We start from the raw sequence: 15353 nt of genomic DNA, 5'->3' as shown, positions 1-15353 counted from the left end.
GTTTAATATATAGAGAGGCGAAATAAATGATTGTAATTTTCATATTTCAATGGCAATTCGGCGGTTATGTATAATTACCGGCGTTTCTTTTGTTATGAAAACTAAAGGGGTTCTCAGACTATGACTGGTGCATCTAAGCTGGATCATCAACTTGATTCGAAAAAGAAAAGTCAACTAATTTTATTGATCTGTATATTACTCATATTTACGGTTATGAACGGGACGATGTTTAATGTGGCTGTTCCTGATATTGCTGAAGAATTCGGGTTAATGCCTTCACAAGTAAGTTGGGTGATGACAGGATATATTCTTGTTTTTGCTGTTTGTTCACTGATGTATGGAAAACTTGCAGATATTTATCCTATTAAAACCTTGATTTCCGTGGGAGTTATTCTGTTTGCTGTAGGTGCGACGCTAGGTTTAATTGCACCTAATTATACGACTTTAATTGTGGCAAGAATCATTCAAGCTGTAGGGGGTGCAACCATTCCGGCTTTCGCATTTATCATCCCGGCTCGCTTTTTACCAGATGAAAAAGGGAAAGTTTTCGGCATTATTTCTTCGACAGTGGCCTTCGCCTCAGGTGTAGGTCCAATTGCAGGAGGATTAATTGGTGGTGTCCTTGAGTGGCGATTTTTATTTGTTTTTTCAATGTTTTCTATTCTTGCTGTTCCATTATTACGCCGATGGCTTCCTGAAGAAGGGAAAAGAGAGGGAACGGTTGATTTTATTGGTGCATTATTTTTAACTGGTTTTGTTTCTGGGTTTTTGATGTTTGTGACGACTTTCAATGTTTGGGTCTTAACGATCGGATTTTTTTCGTTTATTTTGTTTGTATGGCGAACGCTTTCGGTCCGAGAACCATTTATTCAACCAACTATGTTAAAGGATCGTCGTTACACAACGACCGTGTTAACAAGTTTCTTAGGAACGTCTGCGTTATTTGGGATGATTTTTGTCATTCCAATTATGTTGCGAGACCTTTATGACATGAGTACGTTAGGAATTGGTTTTGTTTTATTTCCAGGAGCGATTTTCGCAGGTTTTATTGGACAATTTGGAGGAAAACTTATTGAACTCCGTGGAAGCCAAGGAGTGGTAGTGATTGCTCTTACTCTCGTTGGAGCTGGTGTACTGTTGATTTCGACCTTTGCAGGCTATTCACCATGGGTGATTGCGATCTGTTTATTGGTCACATATTTAGGGTTCCCGTTGATCCAAAGTTCGACGGCCAATCTATTAACAACCATTCTACCGAATGAGCGTACTGGTGTTGGAATGGGTTTATTCAATTTATTAAACTTTATGGCTGGTGCGGTGAGTTCAGCTTTATTTGGAAGCTATTTAGACTTAGGAAATGTTTCTTATCTTATGAACCCATTAGCATTGAGTGGAGATAATATGATTTATTCAAATCTGTTCTTTATTTTAATGCTAGTGACAGTCGTTGCCTTGTCCTTATTTACTTGGGTGTTTAGAGGCGATGAAAATAAAAAAGAAGAGAAACAGCAACATTTAGCAAGTGAAACGTGAGATGAATACTTTAGAGTGCCGAATCGAAACCGTCTCTATCAAAATACCCCTACACGATTAAGACATGTATTTTCTTGTAAAAGTATAAGTTCCATTTTTAAAGCTGTTTCGACAGCATTTTTTTCTTTTCAATAATCGTGTAGTAGATGACAAATATAAGTTGTGAAATGTAACATTTTGTCATCTCATTAATGTAGAATCATGTTTATTACACCTCTAAAAACAGGACCTCATAGACTGAAATCAAGGTTTTCAAGGGGGATTATAAAGATTTTGTTGAATGAATAGTTTTGTTGTCGATTCGATTAACAGCTACTATTAAATACGTTAAATTAGAGTTACGTTCTAATAATATTGACCAATATTTCATAGGGGTTCTTTATATGATTAATAAAGATGAAATGACTAAAATCGAATATAAAATTCACAAGTTAAGAATTGTTATGGTTGCCACAGCAGAAGAGAAAGGGTTTAACCATTCAGATACAATTAAATGTAGCCAAGAACTAGACACCTTTATAAGTAAATATCAAAAATTGAAGGAAAATGAAAAAGCCCCTCAATAAGTATTCGTTCTCATTAATATATCAAATCAATTGTGCAATATAAGCAATAAAGAAGAGCCGTTCTTTATTAGACAGCTTTTCTTTAAGATCGTGGTCATTATTATTTTCAACATCGTAAAAACTCCATGTTTGCAAAATCGGATCACTTAATAAAGCGAATGATAAGTGGTATGCGAGCCCATCTTCCAAGAAAAGCAAGAACAATCGTGATGATCAAAGTAACATGAAGTAGAAAGTTTAAAAAAATGAGCAAAAATAAATCTGACATGAGAAATAAAAATAGAAAGGCACCGAGAACGGGGTTACTTTCAATCAGTGGTTCTGATTGTTCAAATGTGTCAGCATAAGTACCTATCAAATAGATGACTGACGTAAAGGCGGTCCAATATATATAGTAGTTAACAATAACATTAAAGCACTGTTTTAAATGGTGGTTTACAAAACGAGACATTGAGCCTAAAAAATAGTAATAAATAAAAACGATGATAATAGGAAGATATGTGACGCTAACAATCATTGGAATTGCGTATCCGATTGCAATAATCAAACGATGTTTCATTGGAAAGGGTGATTTCACTTTCTCTTTTTGATGAGGTTTACCTCTTTCTATATCTTCTTCGGAGGCAGAATTGTTAGGTGTACTCCCTTCAATTTCCCCATTGGAATCATCATGGTTAATATCCTCTTTTAGATTTTTTTGATTTTTTACCATATATATCAATCCCTATTTTTTCTATATAAACCCACAATAAGTAAATTTTAACATATGCATCCCGATGATTTATGTAAAATTATATGGGATTTTTCATGTGTGTGGACGAAAGACATCTCATGATTATGACATGTGGAAACAGTTTTCAGTGCTAACAAAAGAGGATAGCACTGTGCCATCCTCTTTCAAGTCATTATGCGGTTTATTGTGTAACAGACTTTTCGGGGTTACCACCAAGTTTTCCTTTAAACACTGTTTCACGGATGTAAGGAATGACCCAACGGTCTCCACCGAATTTACCGGCATTGTAACCTGCAGCGACGATAAAGATCGTAAGAAGTACCATCCAAGGGTTTGAAGAAATTGTTCCGCCGAACATGAACGCAAAGTTCATCACCATACCGAAAAATGCTGCAGCTGTCGTTAAAACACCAAGGATTAATCCTAGACCAACGGCAACCTCACCCCAAGCGACCATGAAACTAAAGAGTTCTGCGTTCGGAAGAGCAAAGCTTTCGATAAATGCGTGATACGTTGGATATTGTGTCATTACTTCTTCATTTGCGATGATTCCGTGCAAGAACCCTTCCGCACTAAAGTCTCCAAATGCTTTACCCCAACCTGCTGTTAACCACTGCCAACCGAGATACAAACGAATCACTGTCAATACTGCTGATGCATATACATTGTTTCTTAAGAAATCCATAAACATAAAATTATTCCCCCTAAGTTCGAATAATATTTTCAATATACTGATTAAACAAGTTTGTGAATTCACTAACTTTCTATACATTTATTATATAATAGTTTAAAAAGTCGTAGGTGTTATAAACTTGAACGTTTTGTTAACAACTCGTGACGGAAATGTTACATAAAGTGACAATGGAAGACAGGTATACACTAGAAAGGTTAATGGCCGTCAGTTTGAAAAGATAGGTGAGATCGCTAATCATGAAAACAACCCAACTAATGAAGTTATTTTTCAACATTTGAATGAATTTCATAATAGATAATGTAAATCTCATATCCGAACATGGATTGTGATTTTCACTGCAGGCGGACGCTTTCCCAAGGGCTTGTCTTCAGCTAAATTCAGCTCCACAAACCGTCGCTGAATTGGATCTTCAGACTACGCTGATCCTTTGGGAGTCGCCGCCTTTCGTTTCAATCACTCGTTTCAAAAACGAACGTTAACCTTCGTGATAACTGATTACATTTGTGATGTTTGTTAAAACCCTTCATTATGAAATTGGTTCATTTAGCAAAAATATGTAAACTTCTCTAATACTTTTCGTTTTCAGGTGCAATACGTTGACAAAAAAGGTTTCCACTATTTATACTTACTTTAATAGATTTAGTATGTATAGCAACTAAAAAAGAGGGATCAAATTGAAATTAACTTTTCAAGATTATATCAGTATTAATATTCATAAAACAGATCTGTTGCTTACAGGTTTTATTAAGTCCAAATTAGAGCCCTTTAACCTAGCACCTGAGCAGAACTTAATTATGATGTTACTTTGGGAAAAAGATGGTTTGACTCAAAACCAACTGGTGGAAAAGTTAGCGAAGGATAAGACGAATATTGCAAGAATGGCTTCTAACCTTGAGAAAAAAGGCTTTATAAAGAGAGTTCACTGTCAGGATGATCGCCGTGCTGTAAAACTATATCTAACTTCTCGCGGTAAAGAGTTAGGTGATGAAGTTATCCCAGTTGCGGAAGCTTTTAACGATAAAGTTGTTAAAGGGATTTCTCATGAAGAATTGTTAGAACTTGAACGTCTTTTAGCTAAAATTAAAGAGAATGTTCTATCACCAAATTAAGTTGACCATTCTCTCCCCTCATAAGTTGCTAAGACAACTAAATTTTAATTGTGTTTTTTTAAAAAGGTTGTTGCTTTTTTAACGAATTAGTACCCAGGAGAAATTCGTACGACGGCAATACGATATTGAACCTTGTTAAGTGGATGTATTTCGTAGGGCGCGGACATACATTCCGCTAATTTAGCGAAATGCGTCATTTTCAAGAGTCAGATGGACACATGTTCCGTTAATCGTCACTTTTGCATGCAATAAAGGGTGAATTTTTGCAAATAGCGGAACTCATGTCCGAAGAAAGAGCAAAAACAGCCTTTTTTAAGCGAATAACGGAATCAATGTCCGAAGCGAACGACACGGTGGATGTAACCGCATTCGACCAATCTGAAGTCGCCACCTTTCGATCCTCTGAGGTTATAAACAACAACAACGTTTACGAAAAGAGCCTTATCAAAAAATAACTTTCATCGACAAAAAAAGTTGCTATTGCAACTATTTCAGTTCCGAAATATAGGAGGCAAATAAAATGGCAAAAGTATTATTCATCAAAGCGAATCCAAGACCAGTTGAACAAGCAGTAAGTGTGAAGCTTTACGATTCTTTTCTTGCAAGTTATAAAGAAACACATCCAGAAGACGACATTACTGAACTCGACTTATTTAATGAAAACTTACCATATTACGATTTAGATAAAATCAATGGCATGTTTAAACTTTCAAAAGGGATGGAACTTACACCATCTGAAAAAGAAGCAACTGAATTAGTGAACAGTTACCTCAACCAGTTTCTTGAAGCGGACAAAGTTGTATTTGGATTCCCACTTTGGAACTTAACGATCCCTGCCCCACTACACACTTATGTCGATTACTTAGCGCAAGCAGGAAAGACGTTCCGTTACACAGAGAATGGCCCAGAAGGATTGCTCACTGATAAAAAAGCTGCTTTATTAAATGCAAGAGGTGGCGTTTATTCTGAAGGACCCGCTCAAGCAGCTGAAATGTCTGTGAACTATATGCGCGGCATGCTAAACTTCTGGGGTATTGAAGACATTACTGAAGTGATTGCAGAAGGCCATAATGCATTACCTAATAAAGCTGAGGAAATTATAGAAGAAGGTATTCAAAAGGCGGCAGCTGTTGCTAAAGAATTTTAATAAATGATAACAGAAGCTGGCTAACTTGTCTGGAATCGACATTTAGCCAGCTTTTTTATGCTTAAAACTTTTAAACGGCTGGTGGGCCGAATTTTCCGTTATGGAAATCGCGATAAGCTTGCTTAATTTCATCCATTGTATTCATGACAAAAGGACCGTATGGCACGATTTCTTCTTTAATTGGGACACCCGAATAAACGAGAACCCGAGAGCGACGGTGATTAGATGTCATCACGAACTCACTTTGGTTATCCTCATCGCCGTTTTCTTGATAAGTGAGCGTTCCAACACCATGCTTCTTTAAATTCACGATATCCTCCCCGAAATCAATATCTCCAGATAGGACATAAAAGAATGCATTATGGTTTTCAGGTAATTGGTGGGTATAGGAAGTACCCTTCTCTAAAGAAATTTCCGCCATCGTAATCGGGACAACCGACGCTAAAGGACCTGTCACCCCAGCGATATCTCCTGAAAAAACTCTCACTGAACCGCCCTCAAAAGAAACGGTCGGTGCGTCTTCTGCATAGACATTTTGATATTTTGTCTCCGTGTTTTTTAAATCCTTCGGTAAGTTAAGCCATAACTGAAGCGTGTGTGCGATCCCTGGGTCGACAGCTTCTTCAGCGTGACGAGCAGACCAGCCCGCATTCATATATTGCATGTCACCTGGTTCAAGGATGTCACGACCGCCACCATTATCGATATGTTCGAGTCTGCCATCGATGACATATGTAATCGTTTGAAACCCTCTGTGTGGGTGATCCGCAAATGCTCCTCGTTTAAACCAGTCTTCGGCCATCAAAATAAATGGGTCAAAATCACGCCAACGCTCTATGGGAAGTACCCATCCTTTTTGAATGAGAGGAAAGTTCGCTTCATCGTATTTGACGTACCAATGATCTTTGACATGTCTTTGAAAAATCTGTTCATTTGAATGTTCTTTTGCCAATGTAGAACCCCATTTCTTTTCTTTGTGTGAATTTCATTATTCGACTTATTGATCCAACCTCTCGTCGAATGATTCAAAACAAGGACCTTCATGTTAAAGATGAGTTACATAGTTAATCGTAGTTTAGCAAAAGTCACCGAATACAAACAAAAACGATGCTGCGCATTACATTTTTGACCGTGTTTATAACTTACGGTGTAAATATAGCTTCTTTATGGAACCATCGTTTTAAATAATGACATGTTTCTAATAATTTCTGCGGTATAATTGATTTTTCATAGGATTATTGATATGGTTCTTAAGGTTGAGGTTTTAGGTTTCACCACTTCATACCCGAAATTTAATAATAGGCAAACGGCTTGAAAAAGTCGGACGCAAAGCTTTAGGGGCTATAGCTGTAAAAACGGTATGCCAGCCAGCTGCACGTTGAACGAACTACCCGTCTATCTAATCGTCAACGGGGAGTTTTTTTATTTTCTACATATAGTCTAACTGCTTCCCCGCAACACATACACCACAAAGGAAGCTTCAAACAGAAATACATATAAAAAGGAGAGCGTTGCAGTTATGAAAGGTTTAACAATCAAGAATAAGCTTATCATTGCATTTTTAGTTGTTTTGATCATACCGACAGTTTTAGTAGGGTGGTTTTCTTACAACAGTTCGTATGATGAAGTAGAGCGTGTGATCTTAGACTCAGCAGAGACGAGTGTAAACCAGTTAGATAACTCAATTGATGATTTATTTGGACCTATATTTGCTCAAGTAGAAGAGTATGCTACTGAAATTGACAGTACGATGTATGATGAAGAATACGAAGAGCAAATACTTGATGATTTAAATCAGTATAGGGGATTATTTACAACAATAAAAGACGCTTTTGTTGCAACAAATGAGGGTCAAGTGGTTATACATGATGATGTACCGGAGGATTTTGACCCAAGAGAAAGAGACTGGTATGTTCGTGCGATGGATCATCCGGGTGAGGTCGTTGTGAGTGAGCCTTATGAAGGGGCGAATAGTGCTGAAACTTTAGTTACCGTATCCACAATGGTGAGCGATGGTTCTGGCGTTTTAGGTTTTGATTTGAATATGGAGGAGTTAGAAGGTGCAGTAAATACTATAAGTATAGGTGAAGAAGGTTTACCTTTCCTTTTGACTGAAGAAAACAATTACGTCATTAATCCTTCAGAAGATATTGAAAATGGCTCTTCAGCTGAAGGATATTGGGTAGAGACAGTTAATGCCTCGAGTGAAGGCGTATTTCAATATGAGTTTCTAGGCGACCCTTGGCAGATGTTTCATGTAACCAATAACACGACAGGCTGGACTGTAGCTGGTTCCATGTATATGGGTGAGGTTGACGAAGCGGCATCTCCTATTTTAACAACATCTTTAACAGTCATCACGGTGTCATTGCTAATAGGTTTGGGCTTTATGATGATTTTAATACGTTCGATCATCAACCCTTTAAATTATATTGTGAAAGCTTCTGAACGAGTGAGTGAAGGTGACTTAACTGAAAAAATTGAGTACGATAAAAATGATGAACTAGGTAGATTAAGCACGAGTTTCAATGAGATGGTCAATAGTTTAAAAACGATCTTATCTGGTGTCAGTGAAAAATCTGAAACGATCAGTTCTTCATCAGAAGAACTCAGTGCAAGTTCTGAACAAAACACACAAGCGAGTGAGCAGATTTCAAATGTCATACAAAATGTTTCTGAACAAGCTGACCTGCAATCAGAGAAAGTAAATAGCAGTGTGCGTATTATTTCTGAAATGTCGGAAGGAATTCAGCAAATCGCTCATTCATCTCAGGCTGTTTCTAAAACTTCGGAAAATGCAGCAGATAGTGTTTCTCAAGGTAATGAAGCCATTAAGACGACGATGAATCAGATGGATGCTATCAACCAAAAAGTAAACCATCTTTCTAACTTTATTAATGACTTAAGTCAACGTGCTGAAGAGATCGATGGGATTATTCAAGAGATCACGAACATTTCGGAACAGACCAATTTATTGGCGTTAAACGCAGCGATCGAAGCAGCAAGAGCTGGAGAGCATGGAAAAGGGTTTGCCGTTGTTGCTGATGAGGTACGAAAGTTAGCCGAGCAGTCGTCTGGTTCGACTGAAAAAGTAAGAGGGTTAATAAGTTCAATTCAAGAAGGAACGCAAAATGCTGTACAATCAATGAATGAAAGTAATGAAGCGGTCAGTGAAGGTATTGAGGTAGTGAATCAAGCCGATCAATCATTTACTGATATCCAAGAATTTGTTGAAGATGTCGCCGTTCAAATCCAAGAGGTAACAGCTTCATCCGAGCAACTATCAAGTAATGCCGATGAAGTGGTGAATGCTGTTAACGCCATCAAAGAAGGCGTAGAAGAAACGAATTCGGGTGTAAGGGAAATTTCCTCTTCCACACAAGAGCAGTTAGCATCCATGGAAGAGATCTCTTCATCATCATCTTCACTATCAAAATTAGCTGAAGAACTACAAGAATCGGTTAACCAATTTAAGGTGTAACAAATTTCCTTTTTCGTTTATATAAGACGGTGAAATATGAATAGTGAAAAATGGAGGGCCTAAGCCCTCCATTTTTTGTTTCATGTTTGTTCTTGTTGCTGACTCGTTGTTAATTTAAAAAAGGCAATTGAACCAATAAAAGCAGTGATAAATAAAGTGGCTCCCATTGGTACGGCTGTTGTCTCATCAATACCAACGAGAGGTGAGACCATCGCCCCGAGTAGTAACGGAAGCATCCCTAACACCGCACTTGCACTTCCGGCACGGTGTCCTTGGTTTTCCATCGCCAGAGTAAAGGTACTCGTTAAGATCATCCCCATCGTCGTCATATAAATAAAGATTGGAATCACAAGCGTTGCTAGTGGTCCTTCAATGATCGTCATGATCAGAAGAACGGACGTTGCGCTCAGTGCAATGATAACAGCAGTACGAAGTAAGGTTCTTTCATGAAACATGCTGCCACCTAATCGTCCGATAATAAAGCTACCTGAAATAATTGCTAAACCGTTAATGCCAAATAAAATACTAAAAACTTGCGGTGACACATGATAAATATCTTGGTACACAAAAGGGGTTCCTGCTACATAAGCAAAACTCCCGCCGTGAATGAAGCCAACGGTTAATGCGTACCCGATAAACGAACGATCCTTCAGCAAACTCCCCATCGTCCGTACGGAATGTCCTACGGAGCTAGGAATCCGCTTTTCTTTAGGCAACGTTTCTTTTAAACGAAACGCAGTCGTCAAAGTAATCAATATGCCAAGTAAACCTAAAAAGTAAAAGATCGTGTTCCAACTAGCGAAAGGAAAAGCTAAGATCACTCCACCAGCAATGGGTGCCACCATTGGAGCAACAGCATTGATCACCATTAAAAGCGCGAAAAATTTCGTCAGCTCTCTTCCGCTAAAGACGTCACGAACGACAGCGCGCGAAAGAACGATCCCTGCTGATGCGGTGAAGCCTTGCAAAAATCGTGCGATAACCAATGTCGTAATATTCGGAGCGAGTGCACAAAGTATCGATGATAAAGCAAATAAAGAAATCGATATCAATAAAGGATTTCTTCTACCTTGAGCATCACTTATCGGTCCAATAATAACTTGTCCGATCGCAAGCCCAATTAAACATGAAGTTAAACTAAGTTGTACAAGCGAGGCACGTGCCCCTAAATCATCGGCGATCTCAGGAAAGGCCGGTAAATACATGTCAATATTAAGCGGCCCTAATATAGCGAGCATACCGAGAAGAAATGCTAAACCTAAACGTTGTTTTCCCGTTGGGTTATGAATGACGGAATGATGTTCTTCTTGCTGAATAAGAAATCCCTCCTAACTTATTTCATTTTAGGGACTGATCAATATTTTGTTAAGTAAAAGTGATGATTTTTGTATTGAAAACAGTTCTTTCATCGAATTTCCATCCCAATTTGTTCATTTCCACCCTCTAAATCACTAGGTTGGCAATAATTCAGCAGTTTGACCATCGGCAATCTACATAAATTAACGTTACCAAATGTGATTGCGAGGTGGTTGACTGTCGATGAAAAAACTTTGTATTTCAGTTGTTGCAAGCATGATGTTACTTACTTCATGTAATCAACAATTTGATACAAGCAATCCAGAAAATAAAAACCAAGGATTTCAAACACAGGAAGAAGAACAACCAAATAAAGATACCCCTAACGAAGTAAAAGAAGATCTTGATAATAAAGAAGAGGAAGATCGAGAAAGCGATGACAGTGGGTATAGGAAGTTAAGTGATGAAGGGTATCCAATGGTGGATATCGATGAGGATTTTTTTGAGGACATCGAGCAACAGTATGTAGATGATGAAGATGAAGGAATACGAGCTTTTGATGCGGACGATGTGAAATTAGAAATCAACGGTATGAAACTGGATGTTGATCCTGAACCTTTCATCGAAAACGAAAATGTCTACCTTCCTTTAAGATATGTGTCCACTCACCTAGAAACAGGAGTGTCATTGCAAGAAGATGAAGAAGTAATCCACATCGAAAAAGGTGACAAAGAGATTGAGTTAGCGGTAGACAGTGACGAAGGTGAAGTAAATGGAGAAACGGTTCGTGTCCCACCAGTGCTTAAAGAGGATGATGTCATATTTTTACCAATCGGCTTTGTGGCTGAATCATTGGGCTATGACGTCGAGAAAAATATTGATGTTAATGAAATGAGCATTCATACACATGGGGAAACAGAACCAACCCTTATAAATGAAACAGATCATACCATAGATGAAGGAAAACATGCTGTTGCGGCTCAGTCAACGAACCAAGAATATACCGTTGTATCAGGAGACAACCTGTACGCAATTGCGAGACGGTTTCATACAACGGTAGACGAGCTAAGGCGGTTAAATGATTTAACGAGTGATGTGATTCGAGTTGGACAAAAATTACGTCTGCCAGTAACAGGGCAAAAATTGCACACGGTTGTATCGGGGGATACTTTATTTTCAATTGCAAGGCGTTTTGACACAACGGTCGACGAATTAAGAAGGTTGAATCAATTACAAAGTAATGTCTTGAGTATTGGGCAAACGCTTGTTGTAGCAGAAGATGCTAAACAGGGGGACGAACCAACGCCGAAACCAACAACGTATACCGTTCAATCAGGAGATAACCTCTATGCAATTGCCAGACGATTTGAGATAACAGTCGATGAACTGCGAAGATTGAACAATTTATCAGGAGATGTGATTCGCGTAGGGCAAACCCTTAAGTTATCTGGAGAAGGTGAAGAAAAGCCAGATCAAGCCACTCCATCTGAAGAAGAGACGACAACGTATACCGTCAAAGCAGGGGATAACTTATCGACAATCGCAAGACAATTTGATACGACTGTAGACGAACTGCGAAGATTAAACAACTTATCAGGAGATCTATTGCAAATAGGACAAACGCTAACTGTATCTGGGAAAGGAGAAGAAAAACCAGACCTAGACTCTCCATCTGAAGAAGAGATGACAACGTATACCGTCAAAGCAGGTGATAGCTTATCAGCAATCGCCAGACGCTTTGATACGACAGTAGACGAACTGAGAAGATTAAACAATTTATCAGGAGATCTATTGCGAGTAGGGCAAACACTTACTGTAACTGGAAAAGGAGAAGAAGAGCTGCCAGATCAAGCCTCTCCATCTGAAGAAGAGACGACAACGTATACTGTCCGAGCAGGTGATAGCTTATCAGCAATCGCGAGACGCTTTGATACGACAGTAGACGAACTGAGAAGATTAAACAATTTATCAGGAGATATCTTACGTGTAGGTCAAACCCTTACTGTATCTCGAGAAGCGCAAAGTAAGGAAGAATCTCCTTCATCAGGAGCAGAAGTAACGAAAAAATACACGACACACACTGTTCGGTCAGGAGACAATGCGTGGAGAATTAGCGTACAGTATGGGATTCCAATGTTAGAGTTACTGAGTGAAAATAACTTAACGTTAAACAGCACATTGTCCATTGGTCAAGTATTGCAAATCCCTGTTTACAACGTGCCTGTCCGCGAAACAGTAAGTGACCGGCACGGGGAATTATTAGATTGGTGGACAGAAGGAAGATATGTTTTCCCAATTGGCAAAGACGCCACCATTACAGATTTCCAAACAGGTCGCACGTTTAGAGTTCGACACACAATGGGTGGAAACCATGCGGATGCTGAACCTCTGACATCTTCAGACGCCCAAACAATGAGAGAAATATGGGGCGGGAATTTTACCTGGACACCAAGAGCGATCATTATTTCCGTCGATGGAAGAAGGTTAGCAGCAGCGATGCATTCTTTCCCACACGCAGATCAAGATATTCGAAACAACAATTATAACGGACACTTCTGTATTCACTTCTTAAATAGTACAAGGCATAATGATGGCCTAGTTCAAGAAAGTATGCAAAGACAAGTAAGAATTGCAGCAGGTGTTGACTAATAAAGGGAAGCTGCCTAGATGTTGTTAACAGACATTTTAGGCAGCTTTTTACTGTAACCCCTTGATATGTAACGCGTTTCACAATGTAAAATAAAAGAAAAGCGGGAAGTGAGGCGAAGGCGATGTTTGTCATCATTGTTCTCTGTATCATCATCTATTTAGGGGCATATTGTTGTTTGAAGTCATCGGGACAGTCAACGAAAGTAAAACCGATGCGTTCATTTGATGACTTTTTCATGTAGTCATCCATTCATTACTGTAAACGACATGTTATGATAATGGTGTTTGATGTTTCTTTAAAAGGTGAAGAATATGACAAATATTAAGGACTTGGCACAAATGGCGGGTGTATCTGTAGCAACGGTATCACGTGTCATCAATCATCACCCATATGTTAGTGAAGAAAAGAGACAAGCAGTATTAGAGGCGATAGAATCCAGTAATTATCAGCAAAATATTAATGCCGTTCATTTAAGCAAAGGGAAGACGCGTCTGCTCGGCGTTGTTCTTCCGTTTTCAGACCACCCTTATTTTGCTCTATTATTAAAAGGGATTGCCAATGAAGCATTAGCACACAATTATAAGCTCGTCTTGTTTCAGACAAGCTACATGGAAAGCAGAGAAATAGAAGCCTTACAAATGTTAAGACAAAAGCAAATCGATGCTTTAATCTTCTGTTCCCGATCGTGTGATTGGTCAACGATCGAAGAATATTTATCATTTGGACCGATTGTGTTTTGTGAAAACATGACCGGAAAACCCGTTTCATCGACGTATGTTAACCACTATGATGTCTTTTTTAAAGCATTGAATTTGTTGTATCATCAAGGGCATATGCAAATTGGATATTGCATTGGAAGAAGACAAGGGACAAATAGCCGTGGTCGAGCATTAGCTTATACAGATTTTCTTAACCAATATGATTTGCCATACCGTTTAGATTATATTATTGATGAATGTCTTTACTTTGAGGATGGCGCCAAAGTCGTCAAACAAATCAAACAGATGAGTTCGCCACCGACTGCATTATTAGTGACGAGTGATCAAGTCGCCGCTGGGATCATGACCTGTTGTCAAAAGGAAGGCATTGAAATCCCAGACGATTTAGCATTGATCGGCTTTGATAATCAACCGATCGCAGGCATGATGGATATTACAACGATCGAAATTCCTCATCTTGAAATCGGGAAAAACCTTTTCCTGCAGGCACTCAATGGTTGGGAAAAGGCTCATCAAGAAGTGTCGGCTACGTTTATAGAAAGAAGCACAACAAATTGATGTTTTTGCTAGCATGATACCACATAAAACAGTAGAAAGTTGGAATGAAATTGTCAGAACGAAGCGTTATTTTCTTTGATATTGATGGAACATTACTTACTCACGAAAAAGAATTACCAACCGAAACAAAACAAGCGATTTTTGACTTGAAAAAAGCCGGTCACGAAGTCGCCATTGCAACAGGAAGAGCCCCATTTATGTTTGAAGAGCTGCGAAATGAACTAGAAATCGATACTTTTGTTAGCTATAACGGTCAATACGTCGTGTTAAACGGCGAAGTTGTCTATGCAAACTCATTAAACTTAACATCCCTAGAGAAATTAACCGAAACAGCACTACAAAACGACCATCCAATCGTCTTTATGGACCATGAAGACATGAAATCAAATGTACCAGAACACGATTATATTCATGAAAGTATGAGTACACTAAAAATCGATATGTTCCCGACACACGACCCACATTATTACCAAGAGCGCGACTTATATCAATCCCTTCTTTTCTGTCCTGAAGGAGAAGAGAAGCAGTACGAGCAAGTGTTTAAAGATTTTGATTTTATCAGATGGCATCCAGTGTCCGTTGATATTCTTCCACAAGGTGGATCAAAAGCGAAAGGGATTGAAAAAATCGTTGAAAAGTTAGGTTTCTCTGCAGAACAACAATATGCATTTGGTGATGGTTTAAATGATATTGAAATGCTCTCAACAGTGAAAAATAGCGTTGCAATGGGCAATGCTGCAGATGAAGTGAAGTCTGTTTCCAAGTATGTAACAAAACCCGTCCAGGAAAACGGGATTGTACATGGTCTTGAAATGGTTGGATTGCTCCAGCGTTCATAACCCATCTTTGGTTGACCAAATAGAAAAC

Annotated in this window: 12 protein-coding genes and 1 riboswitch; of the genes, 8 read left to right on the top strand and 4 right to left on the bottom strand. The window is 38.7% G+C overall.

From position 1 onward, the window contains the following. Window positions 1-120: 120 nt before the first annotated feature. Window positions 121-1533 (top strand): MFS transporter, encoded by a 1413-nt coding sequence (locus HNQ41_RS03265; protein ID WP_184662981.1) that lies wholly within the window; start codon window positions 121-123, stop codon window positions 1531-1533. Between the two features lie 383 nt (window positions 1534-1916). Then, window positions 1917-2099 carry an aspartyl-phosphate phosphatase Spo0E family protein gene (locus tag HNQ41_RS03260; protein WP_184662980.1) on the top strand — a complete coding sequence of 61 codons (183 nt, stop codon included), beginning with the start codon at window positions 1917-1919 and terminating at the stop codon, window positions 2097-2099. Window positions 2100-2241: 142 nt separating this feature from the next. Here the strand turns inward: HNQ41_RS03260 and HNQ41_RS03255 are convergent, their stop codons facing one another. Both HNQ41_RS03255 and HNQ41_RS03250 read right to left on the bottom strand, forming a co-directional pair. Further along, window positions 2242-2811 (bottom strand): hypothetical protein, encoded by a 570-nt coding sequence (locus HNQ41_RS03255; RefSeq protein WP_184662979.1) that lies wholly within the window; start codon window positions 2809-2811, stop codon window positions 2242-2244. A 202-nt stretch (window positions 2812-3013) separates the two neighbouring features. Further along, a complete protein-coding gene (locus HNQ41_RS03250; protein WP_184662978.1) occupies window positions 3014-3523 on the bottom strand; it encodes a DoxX family protein in 510 nt (169 codons plus the stop codon). Between the two features lie 677 nt (window positions 3524-4200). On the opposite strand from HNQ41_RS03250, the gene HNQ41_RS03245 reads away from it, so the two are divergent. Continuing rightward, window positions 4201-4635 carry a MarR family winged helix-turn-helix transcriptional regulator gene (locus tag HNQ41_RS03245; RefSeq protein ID WP_184662977.1) on the top strand — a complete coding sequence of 145 codons (435 nt, stop codon included), beginning with the start codon at window positions 4201-4203 and terminating at the stop codon, window positions 4633-4635. Window positions 4636-5155: 520 nt separating this feature from the next. Beyond that, a complete protein-coding gene (locus HNQ41_RS03240) occupies window positions 5156-5782 on the top strand; it encodes an FMN-dependent NADH-azoreductase (RefSeq protein WP_184662976.1) in 627 nt (208 codons plus the stop codon). Window positions 5783-5852: 70 nt separating this feature from the next. Here HNQ41_RS03240 and HNQ41_RS03235 read toward each other — a convergent pair whose 3' ends face one another. Continuing rightward, window positions 5853-6734 carry a pirin family protein gene (locus HNQ41_RS03235; protein WP_184662975.1) on the bottom strand — a complete coding sequence of 294 codons (882 nt, stop codon included), beginning with the start codon at window positions 6732-6734 and terminating at the stop codon, window positions 5853-5855. Window positions 6735-7073: 339 nt separating this feature from the next. Continuing rightward, a riboswitch (cyclic di-GMP riboswitch) is annotated at window positions 7074-7161 on the top strand. Between the two features lie 140 nt (window positions 7162-7301). On the opposite strand from HNQ41_RS03235, the gene HNQ41_RS03230 reads away from it, so the two are divergent. Beyond that, complete coding sequence (locus HNQ41_RS03230; RefSeq protein ID WP_184662974.1) at window positions 7302-9263, top strand: methyl-accepting chemotaxis protein; 1962 nt, start codon at window positions 7302-7304, stop codon at window positions 9261-9263. Between the two features lie 80 nt (window positions 9264-9343). On the opposite strand, the gene HNQ41_RS03225 is transcribed toward HNQ41_RS03230, so the two are convergent. Further along, on the bottom strand, window positions 9344-10579 hold the full coding sequence (locus HNQ41_RS03225) for a Bcr/CflA family efflux MFS transporter (protein ID WP_343043320.1): 1236 nt from the start codon (window positions 10577-10579) through the stop codon (window positions 9344-9346). A 223-nt stretch (window positions 10580-10802) separates the two neighbouring features. Between HNQ41_RS03225 and HNQ41_RS03220 the strand changes: the two genes are divergently transcribed. The 3 genes from HNQ41_RS03220 to HNQ41_RS03210 all read left to right on the top strand — a co-directional run bounded on the left by HNQ41_RS03220 (window position 10803) and on the right by HNQ41_RS03210 (window position 15325). Next, entirely contained in the window at window positions 10803-13208 is a 2406-nt protein-coding gene (locus HNQ41_RS03220) for a LysM peptidoglycan-binding domain-containing protein (RefSeq protein WP_184662972.1), read from the top strand. A 312-nt stretch (window positions 13209-13520) separates the two neighbouring features. Next, on the top strand, window positions 13521-14486 hold the full coding sequence (locus tag HNQ41_RS03215) for a LacI family DNA-binding transcriptional regulator (RefSeq protein ID WP_184662971.1): 966 nt from the start codon (window positions 13521-13523) through the stop codon (window positions 14484-14486). A gap of 50 nt (window positions 14487-14536) precedes the next feature. Then, complete coding sequence (locus HNQ41_RS03210; RefSeq protein WP_184663096.1) at window positions 14537-15325, top strand: Cof-type HAD-IIB family hydrolase; 789 nt, start codon at window positions 14537-14539, stop codon at window positions 15323-15325. Window positions 15326-15353 lie beyond the last annotated feature (28 nt).

It is taken from the genome of Texcoconibacillus texcoconensis (assembly GCF_014202575.1).
In the GTDB taxonomy this organism is placed as follows: domain Bacteria; phylum Bacillota; class Bacilli; order Bacillales; family Salisediminibacteriaceae; genus Texcoconibacillus; species Texcoconibacillus texcoconensis.
Note: the sequence above shows the minus strand (reverse complement) of the source record. Positions and strands in the feature narration are given on the sequence as shown.